Here is a 19,938-nt window from a genome sequence, read left to right on the forward strand (position 1 = left end):
ATTTCAGGAATCAGGGTGAGTTTTTTACTGAAGCCAGGAACAATGGATATTAAATATAATAGCAAGAACGAATAGGGGAATCTAATTTTTCATGTTTTTTGACACTTTTGGTACGGATTCATTTTTATTACTCACCGCTTTACTCTTATTCAGCGGTGTTCTAGTGGCTAAATTCTCTAGTCGCTGGGGCATCCCTGCACTGATTTTATTCATCATGGTCGGGATGGCTTTCGGCAGTGAAGGTCTTGGGATCGTGTATTTCAGTGATGCGGGGACCGCGCAAATTATTGGCGTATTCGCTCTCGTCATCATCCTGTTTGAAGGTGGTCTACATACGAAGTGGGCGACAGTGAAAGCCGTTTCTGTTCCGTCCTTATCGCTGGCGACGTTTGGAGTGCTGATAACATCTTTGCTCGTCGGTCTCGCTGCTTTTTTATTATTTGATTTGACATGGCTTGAGAGTTTTCTTTTTGGTGCTATTGTCGGTTCGACGGATGCGGCCGCTGTTTTTGCTGCACTGAAGGAGAGAAACATCAAGGCAAAAATGGGGGCGACACTCGAAGCTGAGTCGGGAACGAACGATCCGATGGCCGTTTTCCTGACTTTGTCTCTCATTGAGTTGATTACAACACAAGAGGCTTCTTTTTGGATGTTGATCCCTACGTTTTTCATTCAAATGGGGCTTGGTCTTCTCATTGGTTTATTGCTGGGAAAAATCGCTTCCTTTTCTATCAACCGAATCAAACTGGATTCGAGTGCTTTGTATCCGATTTTCTCCGTAGCTTTTGCCCTTGCCACTTATAGTCTCACTGCATTTATGGGTGGTAGTGGATTCCTCGGTGTTTATGTTGCTGCATTGGTCATCGGAAACAGTGAGCTGACCTACCGCTATTCCATCTTTCAATTCAATGAAGGATTTGCCTGGATGGCTCAAATCCTCATGTTCGTCATCCTTGGATTATATGTATTTCCGAGTGAATTGTTCACCGCCTCCATCATGTTGAATGGCATCCTGCTTTCGATCGTGCTTATATTGATCGCAAGGCCTATCGCCGTCTTTTTATCGATGATCAAGATGAACTACTCGACGAAAGAAAAGCTGTTCATCTCATGGGCAGGCTTGCGAGGGGCTGTACCGATCGTTCTGGCAACGTTCCCAATCGTGGAAGGGCTGCAGAACAGCCAGGATTTGTTCAACTTGGTTTTCTTCGTTGTCTTGACTTCAGCACTTGTGCAAGGTTCCACGATTTCTCTTGTCGCGAAAAAAATGAACCTTGTTGGACCGAAAAAAGATGTGCCTCATCATAGTATCGAGCTCATTTCGATGGGGAAAGCGAAAGCGGAAATGATTCAATATCAAACAAATTCAGAATCAGCCGTGGTCGGCAAGAAGCTCCACGAAGTGAGTTTTCCAAACCGTGCGAACATTAGTGCAATCATCCGTAATAATGAAGTGATTACACCGTACGGGGAAACGGAAATCAAGGCAGGGGACTTCTTGTATATTTTAGTGGAAGAGAAATATAAGGAACAGTTGAAAAAGACGCTGGAACAACGAGTGAAAAATAGTAAAGAAAGACAAAAAGAGAAAGACGCTTCTTCGTGAAGCGTCTTTCTCTTTTGTTTTTTTGATTAATATGGGAACGTTAGGACATATGTCCTTTCTCAAACATGCATCTTCCTTTTAAATTGATTTCAGAGAACAGGAGGATGAACGATGAAAGGTGCTTTATTTTCATTACTTGGAGGCTTGTGCATCACGATGCAGGGCATCTTTAATGCAAGGATGAGTGATTCAATCGGGGGCTGGCATACGACTTCTATGGTCCATCTCGTCGCCTTTTCCATTTCCATTCTTGTCTATTTCTTTGTGAGAGATGGCAAAGGAAAAAGCTTTAAGCAAGTTCCGTCCCTTTACTTGATTGGAGGGACGTTCGGTGTCATTGTAGTATTTGCAGAGCTGACTGCAATCCGCATGATCGGCCCGGCGGGTGCCATCGCGATTTTACTCGTCGCACAAATCGGCACCGCGTTTGTGGTTGAATCGAGAGGTTGGTTCGGTGAAAGCAAAATTCCCGTCACTAAGAGACAAGGACTCGGAATTGCAATGATGCTGGCAGGAGTCATTCTTTTCCAACTATAAGAAGGAGTTCGAAACATGAAGGAAACAAAGGAGATCCAAACAGAACCTTACATGCATCAATATGAACTGAACCGGTTATTTCCAGGAGAATTTAAAAACCAGATGAAAGCCTATCATTTTTCTAAAGGGGATGACCTTTTTACAACAGGCGAAGAGTTGGAAGAGCTTTATTTTCTGGTGGAAGGCAAAATCAAAATCTATACACTTACGCCTGAAGGGAAGTCACTGATCAACCGATTCAAGCGGCCGCTTGGGGTCATCGGAGATGTGGAATACGTAAAAGGGAGTCCTGTCATCAATTCGGTCGAAGCGGTTACCGATGGAGTGATGCTTGCCATCCCATTTGCTGACTTGAAGGAACTGGAAGCGATGCATCCGCAGGTGATCCGCTTTTTATTAGAAACGGTGGCCCATAAGTTTTATTCGGAATCACAGGCAACAAGCATGCACATGCTTTACCCTGTGGAAGTACGGTTAGCAAGTTACTTACTGTCCATTTCTTCGGATGGCGAAGGAACTCTTTTTCATCAGGAGATGAGGACTGCCAATCTGACAGAGCTTGCTGAATGGATCGGCACGAGTTACCGACATTTGAACCGTGTGTTAAAAAAGATGGCATCAGAAGGAACGATTGAACGGTCGAACGGAATTATCCAAATAAAGAATCTCGAAAGTCTCCGGACACTAGCGAACGGAAACATCTATGAATAAGGAGTGGATGACATGATTGGTGTGTTATTTTCCGTTGTGGCTGGTATTTTAATCAGTCTGCAAAATGTTTTTAATGCGAGGGTCAGTGAAAGGACGGGAGCCTGGGCGACGACCTCCCTTGTACTGGGGCTTGGTCTCGTCTGTTCTTTGCCTGTCTTTTATTCGGTCGAGCAAACAAGTTTGTTCAACTTTGGTGATGTTGACAAAATCTTTTTATTCAGTGGAGTCTTCGGTGTCGGCATTGTTTTCTGCCTGATGCGTGGAGTGTCTTTGATTGGTCCTGCTTATGCGATATCGATTGCGCTCATTTCTCAAATCCTCATCGCGTTTGTCATCAACACAGGAGGCTGGTTCGGCTTTGACGCATCACCGCTATCTATTACGAAACTTCTAGGTATCGCGCTATTGATCGGTGGTGTGCTTGTCTATAAACTAGAGAAGCCAAAGGAAGAGGAGCAGGAGGAAGAAGCAGAAAAAATGAGAGCGTGACCTCACTAAAGGGCACGCTCTAAGAAAATAGATGGTCATTAGTAAAAATATCAAGGGGGTTTTCCGAGTTATTTTTCAAGGCTGAAATTATTCAGAGGAATCATCTAACGAAAGGTATTTCTTCAAAACGAGCAATGGCCAAATATAGTTATAACTGTGATAATAAATATAAAAATTCCTTGGTAAACCGGCACCGGTCGGGTATCGATAGGTCCAGTCCTTCACCTCGAGTTGTCTCAAAAGACTCCTTACTCCCTTTTCGATGGTAGAGGTTACGTTTCCTTCTACACTCATCAACGCGTCTAATGCCCAGGCTGTCTGGGAAGGTGTACTTGCTTTTAATGGAACATATGTTTTAACTACATCACTTCGACATGACTCTCCCCAACCTCCATCCTCATTTTGGCATTTTCTTATAAAATGGATACCTTTTTTAACGGTGTGATCATCAGCACTGACTCCAACGGCTCGCATGCCAGTCAATGCTGCCCATGTCCCGTAAATATAGGTGACTCCCCAGCGTCCATACCAGGACCCGTCTTTCTCTTGATGGTTGCGTAGCCATTCAATCCCTCGTTGGATGTTCGGGTCATTCAGCGTAAATCGGACGTCAGCCCCTAAGAACTCGAGTGTTCGTCCCGTCAAGTCAGCAGTGGAAGGGTCGATACTCGCTGATTCCGCACCATCCATCGGGACATATTTCAAAAAAGGATTGGTTTTCCCTTTTTCAAAAGCGGGCCATCCCCCGTCTTCATTTTGCATGGCAAGGACCCAATTCAAACCACGGGTAAAGTTGTTTTGCAGATGCTTATCTTTGTGTAATGCCCTTAATGCCGCAGTCGTATCATCCACATCAGGATGGATGGTGTTGCTTTTTGAAAACCCCCATCCACCAGGCATCGTGTTTGGCGAATTAATCATCCAGTCTCCGAACTTTGTGTGTTGATGGTGAGCTAAAAATACTTTTGAGCTATTTATCAAACTAGCATTCTGCTGCAAAACATCAGCGAGAAGAGCGGTATCCCAAATGGTGGAAGGAGAATTTTGGATATGGGGACCGCGATCTGTTTCACATAGATGGCTTTTCAACCCCTGGATCGCATGCTTGATAAGAGGATCATTTTTCCGGTATCCAATACTCATGAGGGCATAAATCATATAGAAGGTGGAGGAAAAATAGCTATAAAGCGTACCGTCAGTTTCAATCCGTTGCAGCATATAGGTAGTAAGACGTTGTCTTGCGAGTAAATACATTCGGTGAGGGATACCAGCGAGATCTTGTATCGCTGTTTGGATATTGGAAAGTAATCCCCGTGTTTCTGCTTGTAATGGTTCCATTTCCATGCGTAATAATAAGTCACTCAAATCTGGTATCTCTTTGTTTTTTATGATAAACCTTCTGTCAGAAAGGAGGAGGATCGGCGCCATATGGACACGAGCATAACTGCTGAAATCATAAAAAGAGACAGGGGACGCGGGTGGGAGCAAGATAAGATGAATGGGCAGGTGATGAAAATTCGGCCATGGATATTGGCCGTGAATGGCCAGCATGATTTTCGTGAGCGAATGTGCTTTACCCAATCCACCATTAGCTAAAATAAACGTATACGCTTTTTTAACCTTGGGGTCATTCTTTTGGTAATACCCACAATATAACAGGGCGAACACGGCTTCAATTGTCGCTGAAATGTTTCCTTCTTCATCCTCATACAATTGCCAATATCCGTCATGGTGTTGTAATGACGCTAACCGGTCGGCAAGGTCATTGATTAATGCTTTTTCTTTCGTGAAAGTCTTTAACAATAAGATCATATTGGCATCAGTCATCAAACTATTTTCGAAGCAAAAGTGGAAACTCCCATCATCGGCCTGTCGGGACTGGATTTCTATGGTGAGTTCATCAATCATCTTACCAACATGCCCCTTCATAATCACCCATCCTTTCAATCTTTCTCATATGTATGACCAAAGGGGAAAAATATGAAAAAAACGAGCTTTCCTAAGAAAGCCCGTTTGCTACTTGTGGGGGGGGCAAGGCGCTTTGCGCTTTTTTTTGCATCCAGCTCCAGCGCCCAGCCACTCGCGACATAAGCAACCCGTCCTGTGGAAGGGAAGGTCACCTTCCACTGTCCGTTTTGCTTATGCGTTTCGTATCTCCCAGGGCGCCTGCGCTTTTGGTCCTCATTTCAGATTTTCTCTGATATATTCGATGATTTTGCGTAATTCATCTGGATGGGGGCGGCCGAATGGGCTGGTTTGTCGTTGTTGATAAAGAATCCGTCCATCTTCGTCGGTCAAAAAGTACGCAGGTTCTGCGTGCGTGCCGTGATCTTTATAAGGGGCATGCTCATCATGATAATGAACATTGTAGGCTGATAAGAACTCGAGATTTTCGTCTATTAAAACCGGAAAGGTGAAATCATGCTCGTCCACCATTTTTTCAAGACTGTCCTGGCTTTCATGGGTAATCGCTGCGAAGTCAATATTGTTATTCTCGAAAAAGTCCATGGCCTCTTGAAATTCATCCAGCTCTTTCATGCATGCAGGACACCAGGAACCGCGAAAATAGACGAACAAATGCCATTCATCGTTTTCTTTTAGTTCTTCGGAGAAATGAAATTCGTTTCCTCTTATCGCTTGCAACTTGAAATCTGGCGCATGTTGGTTCAATTTGAATGTCATAGGTTCACATCCTTTCTATTATTCCTCATATCGTTCTATACCCTAATACGAAGAAGTTTAAAATTAATTATTCATTACAAACTAAGCTTTCTTCAATCGAGATAGGAGTTGTGTGGATCCTGTCTATCCTTAACTCTATAAAGTGTGTGGTTCCCAGCACCCAGTAGCAGTTAATACGAGCATCAAAGTTTTGGTATGTAATAAAGGAAGAAGAAAGCGACCCCAACATGGGCTCGCTTACGAATAACTAGTAGACAAATGCTGATCCGACAATGATAAGCAGGATGAAAAGCACAATAATCAATACAAAGTTGCTACCATAACCATAACCCATGTTCAACAACTCCTTCAGCAAAAAATTTGAGGATGATCCTCATTACTTTCATTCTATGAAAAAAAGCTAGAAGAGAGTGTGTGCTCGTCTAGAAGGTTAAAGATTAGTCATCCATTTTTTGGTACAATCAGGGAGGAGGCTTAGTATGAAACAAATTCTATGGATTGTGGTCAGCCTTGTAGTGCTCGTTTTAGGCTGCATTCTATTATTCATCTTTGCTATGATACCTGACAATAGCGAAGAAGAAGCCGAAAAAATGGGAACGGCTTATATCGATGAACGTTTTCCGGATCGAGCAGAAGTCTACGGCACACTTTTTGATAACATGGGAAACCATGAGTTTGAATATGCGGCCGAAGCAGGGCACGAAAATGGAGTGGACTTTTTAATTTATGAGGATTCTCAACAGAAGGTAGTGAAAGATAATTACGCGACAAGATATTATGAAGAGCAAATAGAAAAGGAGCTGGACTCTTATATAAGCCGCGAAATAACAAAGGTAGAGGCGATGGATGTTTTTATCATTAACCCTCTTTCTCAATACCAGGGGGAAGATGATTTGCCGGAGTTCACAGAAGTCGCGTTCGACCCGCTGGTGGATATCAGTCTAGGGCGTGGGGCGGAAGAAGGGGATGAGGACATGCTGAGAAGTCTCCTTTCTTTTATGAAAGAAGAAATTGGCCTCGATCAAGGAGGAGCACGTTTCGTCTATGAATTCACCTCGGGGGATGAGATGCTCCTGGTCGACTATTGAACATTCAGTTTAAAAAAGGAATCCACTAAAATTGCAAGAACTAAGTAAGGAAGAGGAATGTATGAATGTAATTAAACAAAAGTTGAACGAGCAGTAATTATTCAAAATTCCGCACAGGAACAACAGGAAGAAAAAGAAATCGCTTAAGGAGGTCATGATGAAAAAGTTTCTGATTGTTTGTTCTATCATTTTCCTTGTCGCCTGTCAGCAACAGGACAGCAGAGAACATTCCGACGAAAATAAAACAGAGAAATTCGAGGCTGGATCATATACTATGCTTGGAATTGAGGAAAAGGTCGGATTAATCTATGCGCCATTCATTGCCGGGGAAAATCAGAAATATATGTGGCATTTCTGGGGAGAGGAAGAGGAGCTCGAAGGAGAATTCATCGTGAAAGGAAAGCATGTAGATTCAGGGGAAACAGTGGAGGTTTTCAAAGCTCAAAGCTTGACAGGACCCCATAATGGAGCAGATGCCTCTATTCCTTCCTTGATGAGTTTACCGGAAAGTGGGGAATGGCGCTTGAACACGTCTATTGGAGGGGAACACTTCGGCACTATTACTGTAGAGGTGAAAGAATAAAGGGGGAAGAAAATGGAGGTGCAGATTGTTGTTATCATCCTTTTGCTTAGTGTGGTCCTCGATTATCTGTGGTTCGACCAAGATGGAAAACGCTGGGGATGGCTAAAACATTGGACACGTATGCAAAAGACACTATTTCTTTCAAGTTTCCTTCTTGCTGCCCTGGTCATCTATATCGGTTTAAGTTTAGAATATTTATAAAGAAGGGTTTATTTTGAGAGTTGGTTTGGAATTGTTGCGTATTGTACTGACTTTCGTTTTGGTCGGAGCCGCTGTGTGGTTGCTTCTCGGGCCCTTGTATACCATACATGAAACAGCTGAACGGTACCAATGGCTCGGGGCATCAGGCGTTTATTTGCTTTTGTTTGTCATGTATCGGAATCGCTGGCGATTTTCCGGATGGTATCAAGGGGAAGGAAGAACGAGATTACCAATGTTGATCACGAAACTCCTGGTTTCATTGGGTATCATTTTAATCCTTCTCCCCTGGATGTTGGCAAGTTTGATTGGTTAAGGAGGTTAAGGATGTCTGAAAAAGTTGTTAGAGAATTAAAGAAGGATCAAGAAATAGTATCTGCATACCCGGTCATGAATGAGCTACGGACACACCTTAAAAAAGCAGAGTTTCTATCGCTTGTAAAAGAAGCCATGGAAGTGGAACGTTATAAGCTTTTCGCTATGGAAGTAGATGGTAGAATCGTTGCTGTTACTGGCTTTAAAGAAATGACCACCTTATATTACGGTCGATTCGTCTGGGTTTGTGATCTAGTCACTTCTGAACAATACCGGTCGCATGGTTATGGAGAAGAGTTGCTCCGATTTGTAGAAAATTGGTCTAAGAGTCATGGATATGAGCGGATTGCCTTATCCTCAGGCTTGAAACGGACAAGGGCTCATCAATTTTATGAAAGTAAAATGAATTATGACCGTGTCAGCTATGTGTTCAAAAAGGAATTTTGATCATACAGGTTTGAGGGGAGTATACATATGCGACCAGTCATTTCTTTCGCAGAAGTTAACAGACGAGATGTTTTTTACCAGGCTCTGTTCTTATTCATCGTCCGACTTTGCACCTGTTTCACGAACAGTGGGATCGGCAATTACCCATGTCGCTAGTCTTTGATGGTTGATTTCTACCCGTACACCTGTCGTTTTACATAAGAAAAGAAGAACATGGGAAAGTTGTGGCCGTGTTTCTTCTTTTTATCAACACTACTTGAGCTACAAGGTAATACTTTTCCATGTAGTCAGGGTTAGCCGTTACATATCATAATCACATTTCCATCAGGATCTTTAATTTGGAAAAAAGCGATATCTCTAAAACGCACAACGTCTTGGGAAATCTCATAGCCGAGTTTTTGAACAAATAGATAGGCTGCGTCGATGTCATCCGTATGGAAGTTGAATAGAGGGTGCGGGGAAGGGGCGACTTCTTCCATGCCGGCATCGAGAGCAACACCTGTAGAATGGCCTATTGGCATATTGTATTACAGGTGGGGTTACATTCTCTAAATCAAAAGGCTGCCCGATCAGATCACTATACCAACGTACGGATCGTTTTAAGTCTGAGACGGGGATGAATATAGTATTCACCCTGTTTGATATTGGGCTTTTCAAGATCGATCACTCCTTTAATAAATGTATAATTCTACCATACCATGAAAGGGAGAATAGGAATGGGATTCTTGGAGTTTTTTTTACAAAGGAAATGATAAGAAGGATAAAGTGTTGACTCTGTGGTGCACCCCGCAGTTTAAGATAGGAAGTGGGAGGACATCGTGTACAAAATCAGTGAGTTTTCTGAAATAACAGGACTAAGTAAAGAAACTCTCCGTTATTATGCCGAAGTCGGTCTCCTGGAGCCGGCATACATCAACCCGGACAATCACTATCGGTATTATGATGACGGCAGCTATTTTCTGGCTCTTTTACTCGGTAAATTGCGGGGATTCGGATTTACTATCCAGGAAATGATTGCCGTCATGGGAGACGAATCGTTCACCCATTTAGAAGATTTAATATTGGAAAAGAGGGCGAACATTCAAAATCAAATTCAAGACTTGCAAGAACGGCTGTCAGAGATTGATGCGTTTTTGCAATCAGGTCGGGAGGAAGAATAATGATTCAATGGGAGCAGGATCGTCTTATAGAAGCACCGTTGGAAGAAGTATGGGAACTGTTCAAAGATAGGAACATCAAGCGGATCATGCCGAAAGTGGAAGAACATGAGCTGATGGAAAAGACGGAAACAGAAGTAGGAGCAAAACACCGCCAGACCTACAGAGAAGGTAAGAGACTGGAAACATACACCGTCGAAACGCTTGCCTATGAAGAAACGGAGGAAAGAAAACATAAGAAAATCGCATTTGTTATCGGCAAAGCCTTTGAGGTTACAGCAAGTTTCACCCTGGAAAAAGTCGATCCAAACCAAACGCGCCTTATTTATGCAGGGCAGAACAAAGGGGTCAATTTTATCGGAAAAGCGATGATGAAACTGGCCAATAAAAAAGGGAATGAACGTGTCGTCGAAGAATTCCTGGACCGCGTCGAGCAAGAAGCGACACATACGAATGTTTAAAATTCGTCTCAAGTTTCTGGAACCTATAACAAAGTAATTCATATACATGTAGCTTGAATGCGAAGGATCCTCATGCTGTGCAGGAATGACTTTGTTGGATGTTATTATTTTGTGATCAAACGTTTAGATCAAAAAATGCGTACCTTTAAAAAATGAAAGGTACGCATTTTTGTGTCGTTACACGGAAACGTATCTGTATGTCAGGGATTTCCGGATTTTATTTGTTATTTCTTGCGGACAGACCTTTCTAATTAAAAATTATGGGGAAAGTAAATAGTACGAATGCTGCCCAGAGTCCGTACACAGGCAAATACTTAGTAACGGCATCCTGGATCGTTGAAGGGCCTGTTTTGTTTCTTAGAAAACCCATATAAGAAAACATGATCCAAATCAGATTTGCAAAGATAAGTATATTTACTCCTGTAACAGCAACTCGATTAGGCGTAATCCCATAAGATGAAAGTCTGAACACGATGGCTGACAATGCCACAATGTTAATGATAAGGGAAAGAACGATTAAGGCAAAATTTATATAATCTGAAATGCGCTTTTTATCATCTGATTCGCTTTCCGTAATGGAAAATATGGTAACTGCCAATACACCAAGAAGAATTCCGTTAAAGACGATCAGGAAATTGCGGTCCAGAAATGGATTTTCCCCGACCCATAAAACAGTGATCAGATAGACCAACAATGTCACCAGAACAAGAGGACTAAAGATTTTAGCTATATATGGTGTAATATTCTTAGCAAGTTTAAGATTCATCGATACCAGGTATGCAGCCACAACAGCGAGGGCGGCAGCACCAAATAAAACGACATTACTAAAGTAAAAATCTTCTATATCTAAGCCAACGAAATTAAACAATTGCATGGTTAATACAGCCAGCACCATTCCGCTAACCGCCATGCTGGCGTAGAGAATACAATATTCCAAATTGAATTTAATATAGGCTAACCTTGAACTGCTTTTTGAATAATCATTTCCTGTATAGCCAAGCCCTGTTAATACCCATAAAAATATAGGAAGGTGTAAATAGGCAAGGACAATACTGTCATCATCATTTAATGGCAGCAGATTAAGATAAAAGACGGCAGATAGGTACAGCGCTGCAAGGGAATAAATAATCCTTTTTTTCGGCGTATTTTTGTAAACAAAATAGGCAGCAATAAAGGGAATGATACCAAAGACCAGGTTGATTGGAGCGATTACTTCCTGTTCGACGTAATGAAAAATGATCCTCGTGCATACCCCGGCCAGCAAAGCCAAAATGCTCATAATTAAGAAACCTTTTTGAAGCAAGGGATATTTCCCTGTATTTGCAGCCTCCGTGAAATACAACCTTTCATACCAAATGCTAAGAACCTGAGAATCAGGATGTTGTTCCCATGCTAGTGAGAATGACTTTTCAAAAGCTTTCGGATCTTTTCTATACATTCTCTCAAGCTTTTGAGGGTTATCCATGTTTTCAATAATCAAATTGTTCATACCCACAGTTATACCTCCTCTTATAATTGTTATATTAAGTTTTCTCACCACTGTTTGATCTAAATGCCGTCAATCATTTTCTGATTTTATACCAACTGCTTCTTGCAAAATTTCTTCAGCTCCTTTCAGGTACTAAAAAATGCTCAGAAGCAAGAAAATGGAACTTATTTAAAGAACGACGCTAATTTTCAAAAACAATGTTGGGACCCTCTCAAAAAAAGCAACACACAACTTATTATGATTTCGATTTTAATACAATGTTTATCGAAAATCAATAAATATTTATTAAATAGTATGGCTTTTTTGTTGTTATATCTTATTTTCACCAAAAAAGCATTTCTCGTTCAAAGACAAGCTTCATGTCGTATGTGCGCATGGCTCTTGTCTCTTGTGCATCTTTTCTAAGACATTCTATATTCAATATTGGAGGGCATTTCCCGAAAAAAGCCACATGCTATGACTAATCCGTCTAGAGGTGTCCTCTTCGATATGCTTTTTCCTTAAATGTTCTCCGAGCCTTTTCCTATGAATAGTATGTTTCGTTGGTTTCTTGCATAGGATGTGTGGATAGTTTTTAGGAGGGGATGAGCGGATGTATCAAGTTCCACAGGGATATCCTTACATGCAAACAATAGATAGGGAGAGTAACGAATCTTTCAATGAAGCGATATTAGAGGGAATCAAGAAGAAGGAAGAAGCGGTCGACCTGTTTCGTCGTTTAGCGGACCTATCACCGGATGAAGCGCATCAACAGGAGATTCTTCATGTGTTAGACAACGAGCAGCGCCATTTAGACCATTTTACAAATCTCTACAACACATTTACTGGAGAAAAGCCAGAGTATGAGGTCCAGCAAGCTTCTTTTGATACTTTTGAAGAAGGATTGAGAAAAGGGTACGATGCAGGGGTCGGGGAATTTCAAAATTATCAAGATATGTACATGCAGGCTCGTCAACATGTGTTGGGGAATGTGTTTTACAGAGCATGCCATGACAAAATGGTTACAACGAATCGATTGGTTGCCATCTCGAGAGGGGAAGGCCGCGTCGTTCTGAAGGATTATGGAAACAATCCTTTTGTCGTCGATATTGAGGAAGTGACAAAGCAAAACCGGACATTCCGTACTGCTTTGTGGACGGGAGAACACCTGCAGGTCACTTTGATGAGTATAGCGGTAGGTGAGGACATCGGTTTGGAGGTTCATCCGGATGTAGATCAATTTTTACGTGTAGAACAAGGACAGGGTCTCGTCCAAATGGGAGATCGGAGGGATCAGTTGGATTTTCAGCAAAGGGTTGCGGATGATTATGCGATTATGGTCCCTGCAGGGAAATGGCATAACCTTACGAATACAGGACAACGACCATTGAAGATCTATTCTATTTATGCACCGCCAGAGCACCCATTCGGTACGGTTCATAAAACGAAAGCGGAAGCAATGGCAACGGAGAATGGTGAATCGTAAGGCGTCCTTTTCCGGAAGGGCGTTTTTTTATGAGAATCCTCTTCGGAAAAGGGGCTGGCGGATATCTTAACAAAAGTGGCGGATATATTCAGAATCTCGCGGATATCCCACAATCCGGCGAGAGAATCAATCGTTATATATGAAAAAAAAGGAGCCAGCGATCGGCTCCTTTTCTTATATTAATAGACCTTATCTCCATTGAAGATCGAGTTCTTTACAATAACATAATCAACGTGACGGATGCTGTCTAATTCTGTCCCGCCTGCATAACTGATGGCGGATTGGAGATCCTGTTCCATTTCAGACAACGTATCTTGAAGGGCGCCTTTATGTTCGACGTACATTTTCTTTCCTTCTACGTTCTTCTTTTCCCCTTTTTGAAATTCTGAAGCGGAGCCGAAGTATTCTTTGACCAGTTTGCCATCTTTTTCAACTGTTTCACCAGGGGATTCTTTATGTCCGGCAAAAAGAGATCCGATCATAACCATAGTTGCCCCGAAGCGGATGGATTTAGCGATGTCTCCATGTGTACGGATCCCTCCGTCGGCGATGACAGGTTTACTAGCGGCTTTTGCGCACCAGCGGAGTGCAGCCAATTGCCATCCTCCTGTACCGAATCCTGTTTTGATTTTAGTGATGCAAACTTTTCCTGGACCGATGCCTACCTTCGTTGCATCTGCCCCCGCATTTTCCAGTTCACGGACGGCTTCCGGTGTCCCGACATTTCCAGCAATGACAAACGTTTGAGGCAAAAGCTGTTTGATGTGTTGGATCATTTCAATGACAGCTGTGGAGTGGCCATGGGCGATATCGATGGTGATATATTCCGGGTGAAGTTCCTGCGCTGCAAGTTGCCGGACGAATTCATATTCTTCTGTTTTGACGCCAACACTGATGGAAGCAATCAAACCTTGTGATTGCATTTTTTCTGTAAAAGCGAGACGCGTTTCTGGTTCGAATCTATGCATAACATAAAAGTAGCCTTCTTCCGCTAACTTTGTGGCAATGGATTCATCAATGATTGTCTGCATATTAGCTGGTACTACAGGAAGTTTAAAAGAATGGTTTCCGAGAGTTACACTCGGGTCACACTCAGAACGGCTATTAACGACACATTTTGCGGGAATCAATTGCACATCTTCATAATCGAATACATTTTCCATTATATACACCCCTAAAACCGAATGATTATTAGTTTATAATTTATTATTGTTCGTACATTGTTAATTTACATCAAATTCCTCCGGTTGTCAAAGGTTCATGATAGAATGTTGATAGGAAAAGGGGGAAGGTAAATGTTTTTACATACAATTGATGAAGAGGTATCATTAAAGCTTGCCAGTTTGGAAGATGCAGAAGAATTATTCCAGCTGACGGATACATCCAGAAACCATTTGCGCGAATGGCTGCCCTGGTTAGATCATAGTAAGACACTGGAAGATACAAAGGCTTTTATACAAAATGGCAGGAAGGGTTTTGCAGAGAACAAAAGCTTAACAACATTGGTGATCTATCATGGGAAAATTGTCGGGACCGCAGGATTTAATGAAGTAGATCATACAAATAAAATCGTCAAGATCGGTTATTGGCTGGGCAAAGATCATACCGGGAAAGGAATTATGACTCGGGTGGCGCGGGCACTGACCGAATATGCGATCAATGATCTTCATATGAACCGTGTGGAAATCAGAGTAGCAGACGGTAATCAACGAAGTTCTGCGATACCGAAGCGACTCGGATTTCAGAAAGAAGGACGAATCCGGGAGGCAGAGTGGTTATATGATGATTACGTGGATCATGTCATTTATAGTGTTCTCGCCTCAGAATGGGAAGGTAAAAAAGAGATAAAATAATTTGGAGGATGGAAATGGAACAAACATACAATAAAAAAATCATACTCGTTACCTTCATGATCGGAGCATTTTTCGCTATATTGAATGAAACATTGCTCAATATAGCGCTGACCGAACTCATGGAGGTATTCAACCTTGAAGCGCCGACTGTCCAATGGATGGCTACCGGCTTCATGCTGGTCATGGGTGTATTGATGCCGATATCCGCCCTGTTGATCCAGTGGTTCACAACAAGGCAGATGTTCCTCGGTGTCATGACAATTTTCTTGGCTGGTACGATAATTGCTGCTTCTGCGTTCAACTTTCCAATGTTATTGACCGGCCGGATGATCCAGGCAGTAGGTACGGGTTTGCTTATCCCGGTTATTATGAATGCACTGCTTTTGCTTTATGAACCGGAAGTGCGTGGAAGAATTATGGGGACGTTTGGGCTTGTCATCATGTTCGCTCCAGCTATCGGACCGACGTTATCAGGTGTGATCGTCGACTTCTTAGGGTGGAGGTGGCTGTTCATCACTGTCATCCCGTTCGCTGTATTCTCCATATTGTTTGCATGGAAATATCTGCAGAACGTAGGAGAGATAACACGTCCGAAAGCAGATGTTCTTTCCATCATTCTCTCCTCTATCGGAATCGGTGGAATTGTTTATGGTTTTAGCAGTGCCGGAGAAAGTGGGGAAGGCTTCTCATCTATCTCTATTTTAGTCATTATCGGTATAGCTCTTCTTAGTTTGATCCTCTTTGTCATCAGACAGTTGAAACTGGAGGAACCACTCCTTGACGTGCGAGTGTTTGCCTATAAAAGCTATGCCAGAGGAATTACGATTTTCGTCATTGTCATAATGGGTATGTTCGCATCTGAAATCGTCATGCCGATGTACTTACAAGGACCGCTTGGTTTTTCTGCTAAAATGGCGGGGTTATTATTGCTGCCTGGAGCACTGTTGAACGGTTTAATGTCGCCGGTGATGGGGACATTATTCGATAAGTTCGGGCCAAGAAAGCTGATCATTCCAGGGACACTCGTATTTGTGTGTGTGATGATTTTCTTCAGTAATATCGGGCCTTCAGTTCCCGTATGGTCCTTTGTCCTTGCGTACGTTTTATTGATGCTTTCGATCTCAGCTATTCTAATGCCATCGCAAACGAATGCATTGAATGAGCTGCCGAAACACCTTTACCCGCACGGAACAGCAATCGCCAATACGCTTCAACCGATCGGCGGAGCGCTTGGAGTTTCTATTTTCGTAAGTATCATGAGTCAAGGAGAAAGAAGCTACTTGAACGGACAAAACGGTCCGGTGACAGAGGAATTAGCACATCAGGCAATGACAAACGGTGTCCATCATGCCTATTGGTTTGCACTTGGGTTAAGCATCCTAACGTTTGTTATTGCGCTTTTCATTAAAAAAGCAGTGGCGCCCGATTTTAATCAAGAAGGTGCAGATAAAAAGGACCCTGTTACAGAAACATGAACGAAAAGGCTGTACCTAAGTCAGCATAAAAAAGAAAAAAGCGTGAAATCAAAGGGGAGACTGCTGATTTCACGCTTTTTTTCTGTGATTATATGGATGCAATCACTTTTAGTTATTTCATACGTCGGATAAATGTTTCTAAGTTTTCACGGGATTTGATATTTTCGTTGCATGTGTGACTATCGTGACAAATATAATTGCCCCGGCTGATTGTTTCTTCTTCTTTGTTGCTTTTAATGGTAGATGTAAACAACCCGACTTTTTCTTGTTCATGACAAATGGAGCAGACACTCTTTTGGTGTAATGGCCTATAGTGACCATAAAGACTGGTAAGCTCGCCATCTAAATAAGTGATGATATATTTACGGTTAGCACCAGGATCATTCCAGCCTATATAGGATAGTTCAGTCAAATCCTGTTCGCGGAAAAACGGTACTTTCAATTTTTTCACCTTAGGAAACAATTGTTTAATGTCCTCTTCACTGAGCTTTGGAAATGGGAGGACATATTGCTTCAATCTAGAAAAGTAAAGAATAGCATCCGTGTCATCTTTCACTTCACTCGCTTGCGCAAGAAGTTGTTCTTGCTCAGATGTGAGATCAGAAAAAAGCTGGAGGATTTTTTCGTTCGTGAGTGATTGTAATGCCTGTTTTACAGCTGTGTCATTGGATGTCATATGACCATTCAACAAGTTTTGTGATTGATTTTTTATATAATGGTATTGATCTGATCGGATAAAACGTTCCATGTGACAAACCTCCGTCCGTGTTAGTGTGGTCTTATTATTTCAGAGCAAGCGCATTCTATCAAATTTTTTGACTTCCACAGACAAGCAGGAAAACAAATAAGTGCCTGCTCCTAGAAAGACGCTCCGTTTGAAACATTTTAGGAGGAGTAACGTAATTAAAATTTTGGGAGGAGTTTTATGACCTGGTCCAAGCGTGTATTGGAAACAAATCGAGGAACATTTGAGTTTTTTGAAAAAGGAGAAGGTCCGCCACTAGCTGTCACCCATTTATATTCAGAATTCAACGAATCAGGAGATTATTTTGCCGATTCATTGATAGAGAATCATCATGTCTATCTCATTAATTTAAGGGAATGTGGGGGTTCTGAGAAAGCTTCCGCTCCACATCAACTTACGATGCTTGAAACCGTGTTAGATTTAGAATCGATTCGTAATGCTTTAGGGTTTGACAGATGGAAGTTCGCCGGACATTCGACGGGTGGTATGATCGGGATTCTTTATGGTATTTATTTCTCTGATTCCTTAACAAAATTGCTTCTTGCTAATACAGCAGCACGTGAATACATGACCTTTTCCAAGGATTGCATCTATAATGAAGGGCACCCGGAGTTTGTGCGAATGCAGGATTTGATGGCAACATTGAAGAGAGGGGACTTGACAGATAGGGAGCGCGAAAGTTATACAATAGAGCGTACGAAACTCTCTCTTTTTCGTCCACAAGACTACCATATGACGTTTAATAAAAATATCAATAAAAAACTATCTGCCAAACGGCTGGATTTTTTCTCTCGCGAATTACACACATTTGACGTAACAAAGAAATTATCATTGATAAAGGCACCGACCTTAATTATAGCAGGCAAGCATGATGTTCAATGCCCACTTCTTTATTCACAAGAATTAAACGAGGCGATTCCACATTCTACATGCATCGTTTTTGAACAAAGTAATCATTACCCTCACCTGGAGGAAGTGGGTAAGTTTTCAAAAGTGATCGCCAGAGATTTTGACTAGCATAATATGGAAGTGGTACAGTATTTTGTGACATCGCGGTTTTAGGAAAGGAGCAAAGAAATGCATCAAGATGGTAAACACCAAAGAAGAGGAGATTTGACTAAATTCAAGGAATACTGGTTTCTTATGTTCATGCTTTTGTTCACTTTGCTGCATAATTTCATGGTCCTTCTTATGGGAGATGGGTGGAGTGTAGTAGGATACAGTGTATTGTTTCTCCTTCTGTATGGATTGTTCCGTTGGATGAGGCGTTCGGTTGCTTTTTTGAGAAGAGAGCTTTCTTGGGGCGCTTTAATAGGCTTTTATCTTGCCGGTGTTTTTGTTTTTGGATCCATTTTGGTCCCTTAGTCTGACATACCATCTTTATTGGAAAAAGGGAGAGGAGTAATGGGGATGAATTCTAAACTCGCTGATGATATCGGTATAATTTTTGTCCTTTCTAGAAGGGATAAAAGGGAATAGAGGTGTGGGAATGCTTAAGATTTTTATGGTTATCGTAACAGTGATCCTCTGTGTCGGTTATACATTCGTTCTATATAAAAAAAGAAAAGACATGGAAAATCCCCATGGTTGGAAAAGCTATGTGACTCCATTCGTCTTTATTTTTGCGCCGGTTTTCGCTTTGCTATCATACATATTCGGTTTTGTTGGAATCGTAACATGGTTAGTCTTGGGAGTTGGTTTCATCACCGCTTCTTTTTTCACAAAATACCTGCCAGAACCTAAAGGAAGCCAATAACCGGCTTCCTTTTTTTGTAGCATCCTTGTAATGGTGATTATCCGTCCTGTCTGTACAAAAGATTTATAGTGAGATTTTCCACGAAGTTCGTGTCAGTCGGGAATGAGTCGTCTTCTGCGTGAGCACCAAACATATTTCTATTGGGAAAAGGGATAATATAGTTAGTGTGCGAAGGAGGATGCCAAGTGGGATTAGGTGAATTTATCTTACGTGGAATCATGATATTTTTCATACTCTATATTCTAGCCCGAATCCTTAGTAAAAAGTTGATATCCCAAATGACATTATTTGATTTCATTGCTGGTATTACTTTAGGATCGATGACAGCTACCACTTTCCTGTCAACGAGTCTGCCATTTAACCGAGGCGCGTTGGCTCTGGTTTTATTTTCCTTACTGGTCCTTGTGATCGACTATTGGACAATGAAGTCCTTATTCATAAGAAAGTTTTTCAATAGTGAGCCGACACTTTTAATGGATAACGGGAGGATTTTAATAAAAGAAATGAGGAAGGTTCGGTTTACCATTGATGAATTGATCGCTGAGCTGAGGAAAAAAGGGGTATTCCTTTTCAGTGAAGTACAAACGGCTGTTCTAGAAACGGATGGTTCGGTAAGCGTTTTAAAAAAGGCTGATTATTCCCCTGTAACACCGGAAAATATGAAGATAGTCACAGACCCGGTAACTTTTCCGCAAATTGTAATTCTGCAGGGGAAAGTCCTGGATGAACCGTTGAACCAAAGCGGATACAGTAAAGCGTGGTTGGAAAATCAAGTTCATAGTCAGGGATTTGGAGATTATGAAAATATCCTTGTCGCCCAGGTGAATCCGGATGGTACATTATATATCGAAAAAAATAAATGAGGGAAGAAAAAGGCGCTT

25 protein-coding genes are annotated in these 19,938 nt (G+C 41.9%); 18 read left to right on the forward strand and 7 right to left on the reverse strand.

Annotation, left to right across the window (positions count from 1 at the left end; all coding sequences use genetic code 11):
• Positions 1-91 precede the first annotated feature (91 nt).
• The 4 genes from BMZ58_RS02320 to BMZ58_RS02335 all read left to right on the forward strand — a co-directional run bounded on the left by BMZ58_RS02320 (position 92) and on the right by BMZ58_RS02335 (position 3,343).
• Positions 92-1,606 (forward strand): potassium/proton antiporter, encoded by a 1,515-nt coding sequence (locus tag BMZ58_RS02320; protein ID WP_075034924.1) that lies wholly within the window; start codon positions 92-94, stop codon positions 1,604-1,606.
• Positions 1,607-1,717: 111 nt separating this feature from the next.
• On the forward strand, positions 1,718-2,143 hold the full coding sequence (locus tag BMZ58_RS02325) for a DMT family transporter (RefSeq protein WP_075034925.1): 426 nt from the start codon (positions 1,718-1,720) through the stop codon (positions 2,141-2,143).
• Between the two features lie 15 nt (positions 2,144-2,158).
• Positions 2,159-2,854, forward strand: a complete 696-nt coding sequence (locus BMZ58_RS02330; RefSeq protein WP_075034926.1) for a Crp/Fnr family transcriptional regulator — start codon at positions 2,159-2,161, stop codon at positions 2,852-2,854.
• 12 nt (positions 2,855-2,866) lie between these two features.
• Positions 2,867-3,343 (forward strand): DMT family transporter, encoded by a 477-nt coding sequence (locus BMZ58_RS02335; protein ID WP_075034927.1) that lies wholly within the window; start codon positions 2,867-2,869, stop codon positions 3,341-3,343.
• A gap of 87 nt (positions 3,344-3,430) precedes the next feature.
• Here the strand turns inward: BMZ58_RS02335 and BMZ58_RS02340 are convergent, their stop codons facing one another.
• The 3 genes from BMZ58_RS02340 to BMZ58_RS02350 form a co-directional block, all read right to left on the reverse strand.
• On the reverse strand, positions 3,431-5,272 hold the full coding sequence (locus BMZ58_RS02340; protein ID WP_075034928.1) for a terpene cyclase/mutase family protein: 1,842 nt from the start codon (positions 5,270-5,272) through the stop codon (positions 3,431-3,433).
• Positions 5,273-5,524: 252 nt separating this feature from the next.
• Positions 5,525-6,025: a peroxiredoxin family protein gene (locus BMZ58_RS02345; RefSeq protein WP_075034929.1), complete on the reverse strand. Its 501-nt coding sequence runs from the start codon at positions 6,023-6,025 to the stop codon at positions 5,525-5,527.
• Between the two features lie 247 nt (positions 6,026-6,272).
• Positions 6,273-6,359, reverse strand: coding sequence for a YjcZ family sporulation protein (locus BMZ58_RS02350; RefSeq protein WP_075034930.1), 87 nt, complete (start codon positions 6,357-6,359; stop codon positions 6,273-6,275).
• A 145-nt stretch (positions 6,360-6,504) separates the two neighbouring features.
• On the opposite strand from BMZ58_RS02350, the gene BMZ58_RS02355 reads away from it, so the two are divergent.
• From BMZ58_RS02355 to BMZ58_RS02375, 5 genes are all read left to right on the forward strand, one after another.
• Positions 6,505-7,113 carry a hypothetical protein gene (locus BMZ58_RS02355; RefSeq protein WP_075034931.1) on the forward strand — a complete coding sequence of 203 codons (609 nt, stop codon included), beginning with the start codon at positions 6,505-6,507 and terminating at the stop codon, positions 7,111-7,113.
• 157 nt (positions 7,114-7,270) lie between these two features.
• Positions 7,271-7,696, forward strand: coding sequence for a DUF4871 domain-containing protein (locus tag BMZ58_RS02360; RefSeq protein ID WP_075034932.1), 426 nt, complete (start codon positions 7,271-7,273; stop codon positions 7,694-7,696).
• Positions 7,697-7,708: 12 nt separating this feature from the next.
• The gene (locus BMZ58_RS02365) at positions 7,709-7,897 is read left to right on the forward strand and encodes a hypothetical protein (protein WP_075034933.1); all 189 of its coding nucleotides are present in this window, start codon (positions 7,709-7,711) and stop codon (positions 7,895-7,897) included.
• A gap of 13 nt (positions 7,898-7,910) precedes the next feature.
• Positions 7,911-8,210 (forward strand): hypothetical protein, encoded by a 300-nt coding sequence (locus tag BMZ58_RS02370; RefSeq protein WP_075034934.1) that lies wholly within the window; start codon positions 7,911-7,913, stop codon positions 8,208-8,210.
• Between the two features lie 11 nt (positions 8,211-8,221).
• Positions 8,222-8,656: a GNAT family N-acetyltransferase gene (locus BMZ58_RS02375; RefSeq protein ID WP_075034935.1), complete on the forward strand. Its 435-nt coding sequence runs from the start codon at positions 8,222-8,224 to the stop codon at positions 8,654-8,656.
• 293 nt (positions 8,657-8,949) lie between these two features.
• On the opposite strand, the gene BMZ58_RS21405 is transcribed toward BMZ58_RS02375, so the two are convergent.
• Entirely contained in the window at positions 8,950-9,177 is a 228-nt protein-coding gene (locus tag BMZ58_RS21405; protein ID WP_244151471.1) for a VOC family protein, read from the reverse strand.
• Positions 9,178-9,474: 297 nt separating this feature from the next.
• Between BMZ58_RS21405 and BMZ58_RS02385 the strand changes: the two genes are divergently transcribed.
• Positions 9,475-9,816, forward strand: a complete 342-nt coding sequence (locus BMZ58_RS02385; RefSeq protein WP_075034936.1) for a MerR family transcriptional regulator — start codon at positions 9,475-9,477, stop codon at positions 9,814-9,816.
• Positions 9,816-10,274: an SRPBCC family protein gene (locus BMZ58_RS02390; RefSeq protein WP_075034937.1), complete on the forward strand. Its 459-nt coding sequence runs from the start codon at positions 9,816-9,818 to the stop codon at positions 10,272-10,274. The genes BMZ58_RS02385 and BMZ58_RS02390 overlap by 1 nt, the downstream gene beginning before the upstream one ends.
• A gap of 247 nt (positions 10,275-10,521) precedes the next feature.
• On the opposite strand, the gene BMZ58_RS02395 is transcribed toward BMZ58_RS02390, so the two are convergent.
• Positions 10,522-11,769, reverse strand: coding sequence for a DUF4153 domain-containing protein (locus BMZ58_RS02395; RefSeq protein WP_075034938.1), 1,248 nt, complete (start codon positions 11,767-11,769; stop codon positions 10,522-10,524).
• 586 nt (positions 11,770-12,355) lie between these two features.
• Here BMZ58_RS02395 and BMZ58_RS02400 point away from each other — a divergent pair.
• Positions 12,356-13,228: a cupin domain-containing protein gene (locus BMZ58_RS02400; protein ID WP_083412477.1), complete on the forward strand. Its 873-nt coding sequence runs from the start codon at positions 12,356-12,358 to the stop codon at positions 13,226-13,228.
• 179 nt (positions 13,229-13,407) lie between these two features.
• On the opposite strand, the gene guaC is transcribed toward BMZ58_RS02400, so the two are convergent.
• Positions 13,408-14,391: a GMP reductase gene (guaC, locus tag BMZ58_RS02405; RefSeq protein ID WP_075034939.1), complete on the reverse strand. Its 984-nt coding sequence runs from the start codon at positions 14,389-14,391 to the stop codon at positions 13,408-13,410.
• 132 nt (positions 14,392-14,523) lie between these two features.
• On the opposite strand from guaC, the gene BMZ58_RS02410 reads away from it, so the two are divergent.
• Both BMZ58_RS02410 and BMZ58_RS02415 read left to right on the forward strand, forming a co-directional pair.
• Positions 14,524-15,081: a GNAT family N-acetyltransferase gene (locus BMZ58_RS02410; protein ID WP_075034940.1), complete on the forward strand. Its 558-nt coding sequence runs from the start codon at positions 14,524-14,526 to the stop codon at positions 15,079-15,081.
• Positions 15,082-15,095: 14 nt separating this feature from the next.
• Positions 15,096-16,556 (forward strand): MDR family MFS transporter, encoded by a 1,461-nt coding sequence (locus BMZ58_RS02415; RefSeq protein WP_075034941.1) that lies wholly within the window; start codon positions 15,096-15,098, stop codon positions 16,554-16,556.
• A gap of 112 nt (positions 16,557-16,668) precedes the next feature.
• Here BMZ58_RS02415 and BMZ58_RS02420 read toward each other — a convergent pair whose 3' ends face one another.
• Complete coding sequence (locus tag BMZ58_RS02420; RefSeq protein ID WP_075034942.1) at positions 16,669-17,304, reverse strand: FusB/FusC family EF-G-binding protein; 636 nt, start codon at positions 17,302-17,304, stop codon at positions 16,669-16,671.
• A 177-nt stretch (positions 17,305-17,481) separates the two neighbouring features.
• On the opposite strand from BMZ58_RS02420, the gene BMZ58_RS02425 reads away from it, so the two are divergent.
• The 4 genes from BMZ58_RS02425 to BMZ58_RS02440 all read left to right on the forward strand — a co-directional run bounded on the left by BMZ58_RS02425 (position 17,482) and on the right by BMZ58_RS02440 (position 19,920).
• Complete coding sequence (locus tag BMZ58_RS02425) at positions 17,482-18,318, forward strand: alpha/beta fold hydrolase (protein ID WP_075034943.1); 837 nt, start codon at positions 17,482-17,484, stop codon at positions 18,316-18,318.
• Between the two features lie 60 nt (positions 18,319-18,378).
• The gene (locus BMZ58_RS02430; protein ID WP_075034944.1) at positions 18,379-18,666 is read left to right on the forward strand and encodes a hypothetical protein; all 288 of its coding nucleotides are present in this window, start codon (positions 18,379-18,381) and stop codon (positions 18,664-18,666) included.
• A 124-nt stretch (positions 18,667-18,790) separates the two neighbouring features.
• Complete coding sequence (locus BMZ58_RS02435; protein WP_075034945.1) at positions 18,791-19,057, forward strand: hypothetical protein; 267 nt, start codon at positions 18,791-18,793, stop codon at positions 19,055-19,057.
• Positions 19,058-19,242: 185 nt separating this feature from the next.
• Positions 19,243-19,920 carry a DUF421 domain-containing protein gene (locus tag BMZ58_RS02440; RefSeq protein ID WP_083412478.1) on the forward strand — a complete coding sequence of 226 codons (678 nt, stop codon included), beginning with the start codon at positions 19,243-19,245 and terminating at the stop codon, positions 19,918-19,920.
• Positions 19,921-19,938: the final 18 nt, after the last annotated feature.

Source organism: Halobacillus dabanensis, assembly GCF_900114165.1.
Classification (GTDB): Bacteria; Bacillota; Bacilli; order Bacillales; family Halobacillaceae; genus Halobacillus; species Halobacillus dabanensis.